11 protein-coding genes are annotated in these 16,855 nt (G+C 27.9%); 9 read left to right on the top strand and 2 right to left on the bottom strand.

Annotated elements, in window-relative coordinates:
* The first annotated feature begins 133 nt into the window (after window positions 1-133).
* The 4 genes from SCLAR_RS06120 to SCLAR_RS06105 all read left to right on the top strand — a co-directional run bounded on the left by SCLAR_RS06120 (window position 134) and on the right by SCLAR_RS06105 (window position 5,435).
* A complete protein-coding gene (locus tag SCLAR_RS06120; RefSeq protein ID WP_100255048.1) occupies window positions 134-1,762 on the top strand; it encodes a 1-deoxy-D-xylulose-5-phosphate synthase N-terminal domain-containing protein in 1,629 nt (542 codons plus the stop codon).
* A gap of 132 nt (window positions 1,763-1,894) precedes the next feature.
* Window positions 1,895-4,312, top strand: a complete 2,418-nt coding sequence (gene leuS, locus SCLAR_RS06115) for a leucine--tRNA ligase (RefSeq protein ID WP_100255047.1) — start codon at window positions 1,895-1,897, stop codon at window positions 4,310-4,312.
* Between the two features lie 215 nt (window positions 4,313-4,527).
* Window positions 4,528-4,713: a hypothetical protein gene (locus SCLAR_RS06110; protein ID WP_100255046.1), complete on the top strand. Its 186-nt coding sequence runs from the start codon at window positions 4,528-4,530 to the stop codon at window positions 4,711-4,713.
* Window positions 4,714-4,733: 20 nt separating this feature from the next.
* Entirely contained in the window at window positions 4,734-5,435 is a 702-nt protein-coding gene (locus SCLAR_RS06105) for a hypothetical protein (RefSeq protein ID WP_100255045.1), read from the top strand.
* Window positions 5,436-5,656: 221 nt separating this feature from the next.
* On the opposite strand, the gene SCLAR_RS06100 is transcribed toward SCLAR_RS06105, so the two are convergent.
* Both SCLAR_RS06100 and SCLAR_RS06095 read right to left on the bottom strand, forming a co-directional pair.
* Complete coding sequence (locus tag SCLAR_RS06100; protein WP_100255044.1) at window positions 5,657-6,427, bottom strand: class I SAM-dependent methyltransferase; 771 nt, start codon at window positions 6,425-6,427, stop codon at window positions 5,657-5,659.
* A 21-nt stretch (window positions 6,428-6,448) separates the two neighbouring features.
* Window positions 6,449-6,757 (bottom strand): cupin domain-containing protein, encoded by a 309-nt coding sequence (locus SCLAR_RS06095; RefSeq protein WP_211277548.1) that lies wholly within the window; start codon window positions 6,755-6,757, stop codon window positions 6,449-6,451.
* A 459-nt stretch (window positions 6,758-7,216) separates the two neighbouring features.
* On the opposite strand from SCLAR_RS06095, the gene SCLAR_RS06090 reads away from it, so the two are divergent.
* The 5 genes from SCLAR_RS06090 to SCLAR_RS06070 are packed head-to-tail and all read left to right on the top strand — an operon-like array spanning window position 7,217 to window position 16,834.
* Window positions 7,217-11,065, top strand: a complete 3,849-nt coding sequence (locus SCLAR_RS06090; RefSeq protein WP_100255043.1) for a DEAD/DEAH box helicase — start codon at window positions 7,217-7,219, stop codon at window positions 11,063-11,065.
* Window positions 11,066-11,077: 12 nt separating this feature from the next.
* Entirely contained in the window at window positions 11,078-13,315 is a 2,238-nt protein-coding gene (locus SCLAR_RS06085; RefSeq protein ID WP_100255042.1) for a hypothetical protein, read from the top strand.
* A 17-nt stretch (window positions 13,316-13,332) separates the two neighbouring features.
* A complete protein-coding gene (locus tag SCLAR_RS06080) occupies window positions 13,333-14,424 on the top strand; it encodes a hypothetical protein (protein ID WP_100255041.1) in 1,092 nt (363 codons plus the stop codon).
* A gap of 9 nt (window positions 14,425-14,433) precedes the next feature.
* Entirely contained in the window at window positions 14,434-16,245 is a 1,812-nt protein-coding gene (locus SCLAR_RS06075) for an AAA family ATPase (RefSeq protein WP_100255040.1), read from the top strand.
* Window positions 16,238-16,834, top strand: coding sequence for a 4Fe-4S single cluster domain-containing protein (locus SCLAR_RS06070; RefSeq protein ID WP_100255231.1), 597 nt, complete (start codon window positions 16,238-16,240; stop codon window positions 16,832-16,834). Before SCLAR_RS06075 ends, SCLAR_RS06070 begins: the two co-directional genes overlap by 8 nt.
* Window positions 16,835-16,855: the final 21 nt, after the last annotated feature.

The raw sequence follows: 16,855 nt of genomic DNA, 5'->3' as shown, positions 1-16,855 counted from the left end.
ATTGTATTTTTAGTATAGTAACACTATTTATTAATGTAAAAAGTTTTAAAAACTTACTATTTTTACTTGCATTAAAGTAACTTTAATGCAATATAATTAAAATGGTTTTACATAATAGAAAGAAGCAAAATATATGAAATTAAAAGATTATAAAAATGTACAAAGTTTAGTAAATCTTTCAAAAACAGAGCTAAAAGAATTATCTACTGATGTACGTGAAGCCATACACCAAGAGGTGTTAGCAAATGGGGGACACTTAGGAAGTAATTTAGCAATAGTAGATTTAACAATCTCCTTATTAAAGCATTTTCAAACAGATGCTCATTATCTATTTGATACAGGTTATCAAGCATATGCATTTAAGTTATTAACAGACCGCCAAGATGTTCTACAAAATATGCATAAGCGCATTGGTTATAGTGTTTTTCAAGAAATTAAAGAGGGTGATCCCTATTCAGGGGGGCATACATCTATTTCTGCAGCTTGAGCTAGTGGTTATAAAAAAATCTCAGATAAGTTAGTAATTGAAATAATTGGGGATGGCTCACTAGCTACTAGTGTTGGACTTGGAGGAATGCTTAATTTTGCTGGAGATGATACACATAAAGGTTTGTTCATTTTAAATGATAACAAACAAGGAATAGGTATTAACAAATTTAACTATTTAGATTGAGAAAAAATTGCTAAAGGAATGAATTTTGAATATTTTGAAGTTGTTGATGGTCATGATTTTGATCAACTACAAGCTGCTTGGGAATTCTTTGCCAAAGCAAAAAAAAGTGTTTTTGTTAAAGTAAACACAATTAAAGCCTATGGTTTAAAAGCACCAAATCCAGATCAAGCACTACATTATTATTCACTTTCAAAAACCACACCAGGAATTATTTCACCAGTAAAAGTAATTGTTGAAGAAATGGATAAACTTTTACAGGATAAAAATGCAGTTTTGTTTAGTGCAGGAATGATGTATACTTACAACTTAGTTGAACTACAAAAAAAATTTCCCAATCAGGTTTTTGATACAGGAATTAGTGAAGAAATTGCTTTAATTGAAGCTGCAGCTGCAGCCAATCAAAATAAAACAGTTTACTTTATGGTTTATTCAAGTTTTGCCCAAAGAACTTATGATCAGTTTGTTCATGATGTGGTGCGAAATAATTCAAATATCAATATTATTATTACAGGTGCAGGTCACCAAAGTATTGGGGATAGCCATCATGGAATTTATGATTTAAATATGTATAACATTTTTAAAAATGTAAGAAGCTATCAACCCTCATCAACTGGAGAATTATATGCAGCCATTGCAGATCTTTCAAAACATCAGGGAATTAAATTAATTAGATGTGAAGATGATATTTTGATTGATTCAAAACAACCAAATATTAATCAGTGAGACTATGAAGTTAATCTGGATGCTGTAAAAGTTTTAATAACTTATGGACGAAGTTATTACGATTGAAAAAAATTTATTATTGCCAATAACTTACCTTTAGGATTAGTTAAAGCTACAACCTTGAATCCTATTGATGAAAAACTACTGCAAAAATTAATCGCTGAAAATAAACAGTTATATACTTATGAGTTAGTTATGTACAAAAATAACTTGGCTGCAAACATTCGTGAATGTTTTAAAACAAGTATTATTAAGGACTTTGCTTTTAGTCAAATCACTATTGGTAGAGCAGATCTAAATGAAATCTTAAAAGAAAATCATCTAGATTTGGATTATGTTAGTCAAACTATTTTAGCAGATAAGTAATGTTGCAATTTGCTTTTTCAAAGAAAACTAGTTAAGAAACTAGTTTTTTTGCTTATTTTTATTAAAGTGTCTTATTTCTGAGATTAAAAAGTAAATTTATTGTAAAATATCTAAGTATGAGAGGTGTAAAATATGGAATTTTCACATAAGAAAATAGAAAAAAAATGACAAAAATATTGGGAGGCAAAACAGACTTTTAAAACTACCCAAAACCATGATAAGAAAGCCTATGTTTTGGATATGTTTCCCTATCCAAGTGCTGCAGGTTTGCATGTAGGACACCCTAAAGGTTATACAGCTACTGATGTTTTTGCAAGAATGCGTAGAATGCAAGGTTATGATGTTTTACACCCAATTGGGTGAGATGCTTTTGGTTTACCAGCAGAACAGTTTGCTTTAAAAACTGGAAATGACCCAAGAGAATTTACTGCAAAAAATATTGAAACATTTAGAAAGCAACTAAAAACCTTAGGATTTAGTTATGACTATAATAAAGAAGTTAACACAAGTGATCCAAATTATTATAAAATTACCCAATGAATTTTTGAACAATTGTATAAACAAGGCTTAGCAGAAATTAGAAATGCCAATGTTAATTGATGTGAGGAACTAGGAACAGTTTTAGCCAATGAAGAAGTTATCCAAGTGAATGGGAAAATGGTTTCTGATATTGGTAATTTTGAGGTTGTAAAAAAACCAATGCGCCAATGAGTTTTAAAGATAACAAATTATGCAGATCGTTTGTTGGCTGGACTTGATGGTTTAGATTGACCAAGTTCAGTTAAAGAACTACAAAAAAATTGAATTGGAAGATCTGAGGGTTTGACAATTAACTTTAAAATTAAAGATAGTGAAACTATTGTTCCAGTTTTTACTACAAGAGCTGACACTATTTTTGGAGTTTCATATGTGGTTTTAGCACCAGAAAATGAAAATTTATTAAAAATTACAACTCCAGATAAACTTAAAGTTGTTCAAGAATACATTGACAACACAAAAACAAAAACAGATGTTGAAAGACAAGATAATTCAAAAGAAAAAACTGGGGTTTTTACAGGGGCAATGGCTGCAAACCCAATAAATGGGGAACTAGTTCAGGTTTGAACTGCAGATTATGTTTTAAATGATTATGCCACAGGAGCAGTCATGGCAGTGCCAGCACATGATGATAGAGACTGAAAATTTGCAAACAAGTACAACTTACCAATTAGGTTTGTAATTGCTACAAAAGATGAAAGTAAAGCCTTTGTTGGCGAGGGTCAACACATAAATTCTGATTTCTTGAATGGTTTACAAAGAGTTGAAGCAATTCAAACAGTTTCAAAAAAACTAGTGGCAGAAAAACAAGCAGAAGTTAAAGTTAACTATAAACTTCGTGACTGGTTATTTTCTCGTCAAAGGTTTTATGGTGAACCATTCCCAATTTTGTTCCTAGAAAATGGTGAAATAGCTTTGGTGGATGAAAAGGATTTACCACTAACTTTACCAAAAACTGATTACATCAAACCAAGTGGTACAGGGGAGTCACCCTTGGCAAACATAAAAGAGTGAGTTAATGTTGAGTATAAGGGTCAAAAAGCTGTTAGAGAGACTAATACAATGCCTCAGTGGGCTGGATCATGTTGGTATTATCTAGCCTATATTTTAACCACAAGCCCTAATGAACTAATTGATATTACTTCAACTGAGGCTATGGAATTATTTAAAAAATGATTACCAGTTGACCTATATATTGGTGGTCAAGAACATGCTGTTTTGCATTTATTGTATGCTCGTTTTTGACATCAGGTTTTATTTGATTTAAAAGTAGTTCCAACTCCTGAACCATTTCAAAAGCTAATAAATCAAGGAATGATTTTAGCAGATAATGGTGAGAAAATGTCAAAATCAAAAGGTAATGTTATTAATCCAGATGAAATTATTGACTCACATGGTGCAGACACTTTAAGACTGTATGAAGTCTTTATGGGACCATTAGAAGCATCATTACCTTGAAGTTATAAAGGTTTAGATGGAGCAAGAAAATGACTTGATCGAGTGTTTAGAATGTTTGAAGTAGTGAAGTTAACTACAAAAAACAATCACAATTTAGACTTTGTTTATAATGATGCTGTCAAAAAAGTAACCCAAATGATTGAAGATTGTAAATTCAACACTGCAGTTTCCCAATTAATGGTATTTGTCAATGCAGTTTACAAAGAGACTGAACCAGTTTATGATGTTTACATCAAAAACTTTTTAAAAATGCTTTCAGTTTATGCTCCACACTTAGCAGAGGAGTTGTGGGAAAAAATTGGAGAACAACCAAGTGTTTGTTTACAAGCTTGGCCAATCCATGATGAAGCTAAACTTGTGTTAGATAAGGTAACTATTGCTGTACAAATTAATGGTAAACTTCGAGCAACATTTGAAGCTGTTAAGGGTCTTGATAAAGTGGCAATTTTAAATGAAGCTAAAAAACTTAAAAATGTTGCTGAACAAGTTGAAGGGAAGACTTTATTAAAAGAAATTGTAGTACCTGACAAAATTGTTAACTTTGTTATTAAATAAATGCATAACCAAGTATTAACCATCAACTAATTACTAAAATGATTCTTTAAGTAGATGCTGTGATAGAAATTTAGTCACAAATTATACAAAAAGAATTTTTTTATGCTAAATATTGATTTTTTTTAAAAAAAATTAATATTAATATATATGATGGTTCAGTGATGACATCATATGCAAATATTAATAATTTAAAATATTAGAAAGTGAGTTTTGCAATGAAGAAAAATTTAAGTCTACCCGGCACTACAGTGATTACTTCAACAGAACTAAATTTATCAATTTTAAGTGTATTATTAAGCATAAATATTTCAAAAACAGAGGTTTTACAATTAAAAACTCCAAGAGCTACCAATGCATCATTTCAAGCATCAATGATTTCAGGACTGGACTATTATAAATAGTTTTGTAGGAGGTATATTTTATGTATAGTATAGCTTTTACATTCATACCAGTACTATTGTTATCATTGATTGAAATTTTAATCGTAAACCTTATGCTTAATTTAAAAATTAAATATGTTAAAATTGCATTTAAAAATGAATTAACTGTGGATTTTCCTATAATTTTAGCTGATGAAAAAAAATACCTGTTCACAAATTTTTATGTGATAGGTACTCTAGTAACCATGTTGTATATTGGTCTTTGTTTTATGCCAATGCCAACTTCTACTGACTTTGTCTTGTATATAACAATATTGTCTTGAATCTATTTAATAACAATTATAGTAATTATTTGCTCAGCTGTATTCTTTAATAAAAGATTAAAAAACATTAAATTTTTTAGTAAAGCAGAAGTTGTAGAATTTTTTAAAAATTCAAAAAATTCTGGGGACATAGCACTAAAATACAAGTCATTTAAAGTACTTATTGAAAATCATGATAGTCCATACAACAGAGTATTACAGTTTCATCAAAAAAAATTAATAAAAAAATTAGATGCACTTAGAAATAGTTCAAATGAATATGAAAAATTCAAAATCTTTTTAGATTATTTAAGAATCAACAGTCATTATTTAAATAAACTTCAAGTTATGGATTCAACATTGTTGTTAATTGATGAAAAGGAAACTGCATTATCAAGTTTAGAAAAGGTAATTATTGATAACTTTTGATCACTAGCATAAATATTGTCCTGATAAAAGCAGTTATTTTCTAATTTGAAAATATTAACTTGAAATTGAATAGATTAAAAAGCATTTTTGAATGCTTTTTAATTTGCTTTGTTAATAAATTCTTTGAGTTTTAAATGGATTTTACATTATTATAGAAACTAAGAATAAAAATCCTAGCATTTTTTTGCTAGGGTTAGTTATCTGACAATTTACTTGGAAATGTGAAAGTCAATTTAGTCAGGTTTGTTAATTTGACTAACAACAGCAATAAAACCAATTGCTGCTTTATAATTTTTAAAAACTCGATACATTGCTTTAAACTGCTGCTTGTTTTCTTTTTTGTGTGCCCGAATAATAATTTTTAAAGTATTTAGCAATCCTTCATCTTTAATCATTCCTATTGGATTCAATAATGTGGCTCTACCACTTTTGATTGCTAGGTTATGAAATCCTGCTTTTTTAAAGATTTGTTTTCATTCAGCAATAGTTCTTGGAACAACTTGTAGGTTAATTGCTTTTGACAATTCTGCTGAAATTAGTTTTTGTAATTCTAGATCATCAGTTAAAAAGCAAATATCATGGGTTAATAAGATACCATTATTTTTTAAAACTCTTTGGTACTGTTGCAAAGCCAAGTGTTTACTTTCATCATTTAACATTGTTAACATTGCTTCATTAAGAATTATATCAAATTGATTATCCTTAAAATCTAGCATCAAAGCATTACCTAGAGAAAAAGTTAATTTAGATGCTAAATTGGTTTTTCTTAGTTTTTCTTGTGCTTTTAAAATGGCATTTTTATCTCTATCAATTGCAGTAATGTGGCACTTATATTTTTTTGCTAACATAAAAGAGGTTGTCCCAATATTGCAAGCTACTTCAAGAATTTCTTTATTAATAAAATCTGCTTGTTTTAATAATCAATTAGTTGCTTTTATTCCACCTGGACGTAACCTTTTTTTACCAAGTTTTGCTAAAAAGGTATGTCCAATAATTTTTGCCATTTTATTGGTCAAAACTCACAATTAATAACATTTTAAGATCTTCAGTGGCATGGACAGCATGAACCATTTGAGCTGGTTTACAATACTTTGTTCTTTATGAAGGTGATATTCTTGATCTGCAATAGTAATTTTTGCAGTTCCTTCTAAAACAGTCACCAAAGCATCTCCAACTGAGGTGTGTTCACTTAAACCTTCATTTTTAGCAATAGCAAATAAAGAGATATTTGTTAATTTTGATTCTAAAATTGTTTTACTAACAATTTGACCAGTTGCATTCTCAACTAGATTTTTTAACTCAATGACTTCTTGTAAATTTAAATTTTTTAACATTTTTGTTTAATTCCTTTCTGATACTCACTTGTTATATTCATTTTAACTATTTTTTATAAAAAATAAATATTAATTTGGTAATTTAGTAACTCACTTTTAAAGTGAGTTACTAGGTAAACCTACAGCTTTTAACTGTATGAAATTATTATATATTTTTTAGTCTGAAAATCACCATAATTCCTATTTAGTTTTTAACTGCAATAATTGTTTTAATGACAAAAGACACTAGGTTATTGACTAAAAAATTCTTGACAATAACAAACCACAATGCTATTTTGCATTTAGTTGTAATTGGTGTGAAATTCCCTAAAAATTAATTACAAGATATAACTTGGTTTTAAAACCCAAGTTTTTTTGATAAAAATACAAAAATAACATTAACCTTTAATAGTTGGTGATTTTATTGGGTTTTTAGCAGTTGTGATATAATAAGAGAAATTGGGAATTGGGGGCTAAATTATGGGAAATATTATTGTAAATAATGGCAGTAAAACACTTTTTATAGATTTTTCATATTTGCAAAATGTCTTATTTAAAGATAATTTAGCACAACTTTATCTAATTGTTGAAAAATTAGGTATTGAAGGAGTGAATTCTTTTCAAGAGTTCCAAAATATCTTGCGCAATGCTCTTTGCAAGAGTGCGTTTATTTGTTTAATTGATGACAAAGCTCGTACCTTTTCAAGTAAAAATACAGAAAAACAAGTATTTGACGCCATCATTAGAATTGAATTTAATACAGATACCCAAAGAAAATTGCCAAAAAATACCTTCATTGGTTTCTTTGTAAATATTAATCCAGAAGAACCATATCTAACAGTGGTTTCAATTTTTCAAACTCGTCTAAAACCAGTAGCACAAGATTTTGAAACTATTATTGAAGATTGTCCAATTCAAATTATTAATTATAAAGGTCAAATTGCACCAGAGGAGTTATTGCGTAGAGGAATTATTAACTCTGAAACAATTGGGGAAATTAATAAACTACAATCAAACTTTGAAGCAGAAAAAACTCGCTGATTAAATTATTTAGATTTTTCAATGGATTTTTTAAACTTACAAAGAAAAAACTCATTGCCATATTTAAATTCAAAAGCTCTTGAATTTATTAAAATAGATAAAAGAGATTTAACAGAAACTATTGCAGATAAACAAATGAGTTTTTCTGAGAAAAGTTCTTCAGCATATTTTGAATTAAAATTTGAAGGAATAATTAAAAATTCAAGGATAAAATATGAGGTTGTTTCAGCCATCATGATTGAAATCTTGTGTGATCAAGTTGAAAAGTTAAATAGATTAAAGAAAATGCAAGAGCTTGCTCTGGTACCTTTTGCAATGAATAAAGCATTTCCACCAATTTATAATTTACAAAAAAACATTCATGAAATTTTTGAGTTTAACTTTGAGCGTACTAGGGAAACTACTGAAATTGTTGGTATCAATACTTACATTGCAGCCACAGCTCAAAGTAAAACTTTACAAGAATATTGAAAAGAAAAAGGAGAGATTATTTTTGGTAGTACCAAAGAATTAAGGTATTGTGAAACTGAGTTTAGTAAGGAACTGCAAGAGTGAAAAGTTTATGGGTTATTGTATGAGGTCAATGGGGAACTAGAACCAAGTCTTTTTAATGCACCAAATAATATCAATAAATTAAATTGTGGTTACTTAGCTTATGTCGGTATTGGTGAAGACGTTTTAATTGACAGATGTCGTCAAGTTTTAAAAAGAATTAGTGAGGGAAATATTAAAAACCCATACCTAGTAAATTATTTATTTAATACAAAATTAATTCAACTATCAGATCAATCAAATGAAATTGAAATTGCTGATGAGGAATTTTACTTTAGTTTAAATCGTGAACAAAAAGATGCAGTAATTAAGGCATTGAATTCAAAAGATATTTTCATGTTACAAGGACCGCCAGGTACTGGTAAAACTCAAGTGATTTGTGAAATTATTTATCAGTTATCAAAAATGGATCGCAAGATTTTAGTATCAAGTCAAAACCACCAAGCAATTAATAATGTTATTACTCGTTTACCTTTTGAACCAAATATTAATCGAGTCAGATTAGTTAATCAACTTAATTTAAAAAGTAGTGAGAAGAATAATTTTTCACCAGAAAGAGTTGTTTACAATTATTATAAGTCAATTGCAAAAAGTATTTATGATGACACCCAGGTTGAAGAAACAACAATTATTGAGTTTAATGAAATTGAAAATAAACTTGAAGCACTTTTAAATGCAAATAGAGGTTATCACCAAAGTAGTACTCAATTGCGAACATTAAACAAACAAATTTCAGATATTGATAATGAAATTAGTTCAATCAAAGAACAAGAGATTGCACAAATTAGACAAAAAAATGAACTTGATGATGAAATATTTAATGTTGAAAATTTAATAACAGAGTTCAATGACCTTGAATTTAAAAGCGCTGTGCATATTTCTGAAAATATTTTAAAGACATATGAAACAGAAGTACAATTTTTAATGGATGAATTTACTTTAAATAATTTTGATTATAAAATTAATAAGCAAGATCTATTTTCAGAAATAAAAAAACTGAGCAACAAAGTTTTATTTGAAAATCATATTTTTGCTGGGATTGTTGAAGCTAAAAAAAATATTCAAAAATTTAAGAGAAATGCTGAATTTGAATTGGCAACTCAAGAAGAACAAAGATTAAATGGTTTAGAAAATCTCTTACTAAAAGAAACTCAATTACAAGATTACTTAGAGATTTTAAATAAATTCAAAGGTGCTTTAAAAATTTTAAAAACAGATTTGACATATCAATTACAAAAAGTTGCTGAAAGAAAATCAACCAAAGAAAATATGGCTGCTCTTGAAGTTAGAAAAAATGATTTACAAGTAAGTAGAGCAAAAATTTCAGAACAAACTGGTGCCACTGGCCAAGAACTCCGAGAATTAATTAGATTTGTTAATCATAAATTTGACTTACAAATGCAAATAACTGATGTTGACCTTGAGAATGATATTAAAAATCAATTAAAAAAATATAATGATAAATTACAAAATAGTATCAGAAGGAAAAAAGAATTTAAAAATTTATTTGAGTCAATTTCAGATTATGCACAAACAAGTTATGGAATTACAAATAACTGGGAACAAGAAATCCCAACCAACAAATTTACTAACCAAATGATTCAAGAATCAAAAAAATACACTAGTGGTATCATAAACAAACTTGTCAACATTTATGGAATGACATTAACTTCATCAAATTTATTCAAGTATAACAATGATAACTTTGCAAAAAAAATGGGTCTAGAAGAAATTAGTTTAAAAACAATGGATGTAGATACTGTAATTATTGATGAGGCTTCAAAAGCAACTTTAATTGAAATTTTAATGCCCTTGATTTATGGAAAGTCATTAATTTTGGTTGGTGATTATCGTCAATTACCGCCAATTTTAAAATTACAACAAGCAGATGTAGATCAAGTTAATGAAGTCACAGGTAAAGATTATAGTTACAATCAAATGTTTGAGTTACTTGATAAATCAATTTTTAAAAATTTGATTGCTGCCAATAATAGTAGTTTAACTACTATGTTAAAAACTCAATATCGTAGTCACCAACAAATTATGGATGTTGTTAACAAGTTTTATGATCAAGAATTGAGGGTTGACCAAGAGGTTAGTGAGCAAAAACGTCATGACTTAAATGTATTTAATAAATATAACAATGAGATAATTAATTCAAAAAGTTCAGTGTATTGAATTGATTCAACAAATGATGTTGGTGGAGAAGTTCACTATGAAAAATCTTTAGAAACATCAACAAGTTTATATAATGATTTAGAAATTGATTTAACTGTTGAAGTTATGAAAAGAATTGATGAAACCCTAGCCACAAAAGAATTAAAAACTAAACCATCCCTAGCAGTAATTAGTTTTTATGGATTACATGTCAGCAAATTAAATAGAGAACTTAAAAAAGCAAAGTTTAAAAATTTTGATTTTGTAGTAAGTACTGTTGATGACTTTCAAGGCAAAGAAGCAGATTATGTAATAGTTAATATGGTGCGTAATCCAAAAAACATTTCATCAAAAAGCGGCAGAGATTTTTTAAGGAAATATGAAAGAATTAATGTGGCTTTCAGTAGAGCTAGAGAATTGTTGATAGTCATTGGAGCACAGCGAGCTGTCAAAGACATTAGTGTAAAAATTCCAACAGTTGCAGATATAAATGTTTCTAATACTTTTGAAGTTTATGCAGACATTATTGCTAAGATTGAACATGATGGAGGTCTACTACAGGTTCAAGAAATTTTATAGGAGGTAAGAAAAATGGTATTTGATAAAATTGAAATTATTTATGAAAAGTATTGTTTACCAATAAAAATTAAATATTCTGAAACTAGAAAACCAACATTTATGGAATTTTTAATTTTGTCAATTATTTTAGAATACCCAAATAAAGAAAAATCAATTGCAGATGTTTTAGACAGGGACTTTAAAATCTTAAAACAAGAACTTTTTCAAAAAGCTTTTAATGATTTAGTTAATTTTAAATTAATTAAACTAATCCAAAATTATGCTGGTTGAGACACATTAAAAATAGAAACTAGTCTTAATAAAATTTTAGTAGATGATGAACTTAAGGCAAGATTTGAAAAGAAAGAATATTGAATTTCACAATCAAATAAAAATTTTGATGCTAAATGAATTTATGATCCATTAACAAATCAATATGAAATTGTTAAGGATACTGATTGAGATAAAAAAATAAATAATTCAAAAACTTCAAGCAAATTATCATTAAGTCATTTAGGTTCTAATTATTATACTGAAACATTTATTGATGAAAATACTAAAAAGTTTATAGACAATAATCAAGAGATTTTTGGAGAAAAAGCAACTGTCACTGCAATTGAAATTACCAGTGGAGTTAGTGTCAAAGATTTGTCAATTGCTCAAAAGCAAACAGTAAAAGTTAATTGTGCAATTGAAGCTTGAATTGAATTAGAATCAACTGGGGAATTTAAAATCAAAACTGATGAGAAAAATTTAGAAATATATTTTGCAGTAAATAAAAATAATCCAATTAAAGTATTTACAGAAGTTGTTGAGAAGTATTCAAAAAAAACAAAAAACAAGTTTGTTCCAAAAGTAAAACTTGCAAATGAAAATGAGTTTATAAGAAACCCAGAATTAATTTCAGATATTAATGTTAGGTCAACTTGTAATTTATTACTTGTAAATGGTCAAGATATTTCTTCAGTTGATGACTTTTTAAAAAGCAAAGATCTTATCAACAACATTAAATATTTAATAATTTACAATTCAAAATCAAATGATAAGACTATTGAATATCGTGATGAAAGAATTATTGCCCACACAGATTTTATTTCTGAGCAATTTATGGATACAAATTCATTAATCTATATTGATTCAGATAATAAAATTAGTGCTTATGCATTAGTGAACCGAGAAATTGAATCTGCAAATATTCAAGTGCCACTAGTTTATGCTTATAAATTTAGAGACAAAATTAATTTACAACAACTCTTTAGCAATAATGTTGGTAGAATAAAATTAGTTTTAGAAAGTAAACTTGTTGAAAAAAAATTCACAAGTTGTTCATGAATTTTTAGCCTATTTAGGAGAATTGGTTTACTAAATGAAATCAAACCAATAATTCAAAAACAGCTTTTAGCAAATCTTGAAGATGCAAATTTTTATGAACAAATAATTACCAGTCTAAACAAGCAAGTAAATTCAAAGGCTATGACTTTTATCCAAGATTGTTTAAAAGAGGTCTTATTGAAAGAATTTAAAAATTACAATAATGATGAGATTATCACAATATTGAATAATTATAAATTTAAAGATGAGAAAATTCTTGTAGACTTGTTAGAAGCAATTGATAAAAAAATATTTGCCACTGATTTTAATTTTGTTCTGAGAATCAATCAAATTTTAGCTCGCAATTCGATTGACGGTTGAGAAAAAAATATTTGTGAAAGTAATTTGTGATTGTGAGAGTATACCAAGAATAATTTAAGAGCTGATTTACTTGAAATTGAAAAATTTCATTCCCCAGTTTGAAAAAAACAAGTTACTGTAATTAATCTAATTGGGAAAATAACCAAAGCATGTTTGCAAGCAGATTTTAAAATTGCTAGGGATAATTATAATCAAATGTTAGAACAATTATTTGTTGTTACAAATGATTTAACTGAGATTAAAAACTATGATAAATATTTATTAAATGTTGCTGAATGTCTAAATCAATTCTATCCTGATTTGAATGATTACACCGAGCATGAGATAAATTTAGATCAAACAAGTCAGAAAAAACAAAAAATTAAAGAAGCAATTTCAGACATTAGTAAAGCTAATGCAGTGATGAATGAGTTATTAGAACCTGAGCTACAAACGCTGCCAATTGAAATTAAAATTGCTTGAATCAAATTTGTTTTAAGCAAATCAAAAAAAATTGATGCAACTATTATTACAAAAATATATGAAAAATTAAAATTAATTTATGGTTCAAACTTATCATCTAATATGGTTGTGAAATAAATAAGGAGGTAATTGATATGAGTATGTCTGCAGAAGAAATTTTATTTAACTGTCAAAAGCAGTTTAATTTTATAAAAACTGATATCGAAACATTGTTAGAATATATCAAAGAATTAATTAGTCATTGTCAAGAGATTGACAATTCAAAATTTTATGAGGAACAGCTTTTAAAAATTAAAGAAAGGGTTTTAAATGAAATTAATGATCTAAAATCTTTAGAAAAATCTGCAAATGAGATAAAAAGGGAAACCCATGTTGCAGTTGAAAAATATCATGAATTGCAAAGAATGGCAGAAAAGAAAAGAGAAGCAATTGCTGAGTTTAAAACTCAAATTTATAATTTAAAAAGAGATGTAGTTAAAAAAGAGCAAATGGCAATTACAAAAAAATTGCAAGAACATCTTAGTTTGAACTATAATGATTTAAAAAGTGAAATCTTAAACTTACAAAATAGTATTGATGACAAAGCATTAGTTCAAAAATATTTAGACAGTAATGAGGTTAAGTTTATAAATCTAACCACATCTCAAATCATTAGTAAAGTTAATGATTACCTTGTTGAAACCAAGGAATCAATAGCATATCAAGCAAAAGAAGTTGTAAGACAAGCAATAAAATTATATGAGGCTGATGAAGATTTGGTGAAAGCAATTCAAACAGATGCCAAGGAATTTTTACAAAATACCAATTCAGAAAATTTTAGTAGTGCTACAAAACAGTTTTTAATGAATGCTTCAAAAAAAGCAGAACAAGAGGCAGTTAGAAAAGATGCAGTTATAAAAATAGTTAAAGCAATCTGCGAGGTTGGTTATATTGTGATAGAAGAAAATATTAGAAAAATTGAAGAGAAAAATGTCATTTTAATTCATGGAGAAAAAGTTAGTGGAGAAACTGCAAGTTTTATTGTAAGATTAGATGGAAGTTTTGTTTATAATTATGAAGGCTTTGAGGGTCATGAGCATGATATTGATGCAGATAGTTTCTTAAAAAAATTACATGAACAAGGTGTTCAATCAACAGCTGCATTTAATAAACAGTATCGTGAACCAAAATATATTGCCAAGCGTAGTGAAATATTGAAGAAGAAAAAATCTGATTCACAGAAATAGGAGAGTTTTATGAGTGTAAAAAAAGAATTAAATCAATTAAGAAATTTAATTGGAATTAAAAAAGCAATTATTTTGGAAGGCAATGTTGATGATATCTATGAATTAAATGGGAAGTATGTAAATATTCATGAATATTTAAACTATATTTTTGGTGAAAAAAAATATAGTGATCATTTCATTTATGACAAAAATTCAGGAGTTAAAGGATATAATTTAAAAAACCTAATTTTAACAAAAACCGATCAGGTAAAAACTGGTGAAGCTGCAGGTGATAATTTTGCTGAATTGTTTGGTACTGAAGAGACTGAAACTAATTCAGATGAAACTATTCCTTTAAAAAAACCAATTGAATTTTTCTCATTGCTAAATAAAAATTTAAATAGAGGTGATGAAAGAAAAATGGCTTTTATTGCTGACTACACAGATTTTGTTTTTAGTGACATGTCATTAGATGCAGAAGACAGAGGAGTGCTAACAGAATTTGCAAAGACATTAAAAGAAGCAAAATTTGTAATTTCAAAAATTGATGACTTGATGAATTGTGTAGTTTTAATTACAAAAAAAATTAATCAACTACCTCCAAGTTTATACTTGGATAATCCAGAAATTATAATAGCTACTCTACCTAAACCAAATCGCGCTGAGCGTCAAGAATTTTTAAGTACAGTAAAATCTAGAATTCAAGTAACAGATTTAAGTACTGAATTTGAAAATATTGTTGATGCAACTGAGGGTTGAACCATCAAGGAATTAGCTCACTTTGTAAAATTTTCATGTAATTTTAATCAACCAATTGGTTTTTTAAAACTATTTAATATTTATAAGTTTGGAGAAAAAACCTCACCTTGAGAAGATTTAAGTTATGAAAAAATGTTATCAATTAAAAATGAATTAAAAAAACGTGTAATCGGACAAGATGATGCAGTAGACAAAGTTGCTAAAGTAATTTACAAAGCCTATACAGGTCTAACTGGAATAACATATTCAGCAAAACGTAGTAAACCAAAGGGAACTTTGTTCTTTGTTGGTCCAACAGGAACTGGTAAAACTGAATTAGCAAAAGCGATTGCTCAATTTTTATTCAATGATGAAGCAAGTTTAATTCGTTTTGATATGTCTGAGTATGGTCAAGAAAATGCAGATCAAAAATTAATTGGGGCTCCCCCTGGCTATGTTGGTTTTGAAGGTGGGGGACAATTAACTAATGCAATAAAACAAAAACCCTTTTCAGTAATATTATTTGATGAAATAGAAAAAGCAAGCCCAAAAATCTTTGATAAGTTTTTACAAATTCTAGAGGATGGGCGTTTAACTGATAACACAGGCCAAACAGTAAGCTTTAGTGAAAGTTTTATTATCTTTACTTCAAATATTGGTGCAGCAGACGTGCAACCAAACCCAAATAAAGAACAGGTTTACAAAGAATTTATCAACAAAGTTCAACATCATTTTAATTTTGAATTAAATCGTCCAGAACTGTTAGGGAGATTTGGTAACAATATTGTGCCATTCAATTTTATTAGCGATTTAAAATTAAAATCTCAAATTGTAAAACAAAAAGTAAGACCAATTCAAATTGCTATTTATGAGAAATACAAAGCAGAATTGCACATAGATTTAACTAATGCACAAGTATTGAATGTTTTATTAAAAGATGCCGATGAGAGAAGAGGAGGTAGGGATGTTTTAAACTCATTAGAAACAAACTTAGTTGACCCACTTTCTGAATTTATTTTTACAAACTTGCAAAACTTAAGACCAGGAACTAAAATTTTAACAGCTATTGATCAAAACCAAATCATTTTTAAAATTAATGTCTAATATAAATATTGCCAAATTTTTAACCAATAGCAGCATTGAAGGACCTGGAAGTAGATTTGTGATTTGGTTTCAAGGCTGCAAATTAAATTGCCGCGGTTGCTCTAATCAAGAGATGTTACCACTTGAAAAAAAATTCTTTGTTCCCACTAGTTTAATTCTTGAAAAAATTTTAGAATCAAAAGAAAAATATGATTTAGAGGGAATAACCTTATTGGGTGGGGAGCCATTTTTGCAACCAACTGCCTTAAAAGAAATTATTGATTTTTGTCATAAAATTAATCTCACAATCATTTGCTTCACAGGTTATTTGTATGAAAACATTTATGAAGAATATCAAGAAATTTTAAATAAAATAGATATTCTGATTGATGGACCTTTTTTAATTCGTCAATTAGATAGAACTCGTCGTTTAATTGGTAGCAAAAATCAAAGGGTTTTGAAACTAACTACAACCTACCAGGATAATGATTATTTTGAACAACCCCATTCAGAAGTTGAAGTACAAATTTACAAAAATAGAGTTTACATTAATGGGGATGGGGTTGTTTTTGATAATGAAGTTGGTGAATTCTGATTTAAATTAGATTAATTTTGACAATTCTTGTATAAT

It is taken from the genome of Spiroplasma clarkii, assembly GCF_002795265.1.
In the GTDB taxonomy this organism is placed as follows: domain Bacteria; phylum Bacillota_I; class Bacilli_A; order Mycoplasmatales; family Mycoplasmataceae; genus Spiroplasma_A; species Spiroplasma_A clarkii.
This window is presented reverse-complemented; position numbering and strand designations above follow the sequence as displayed.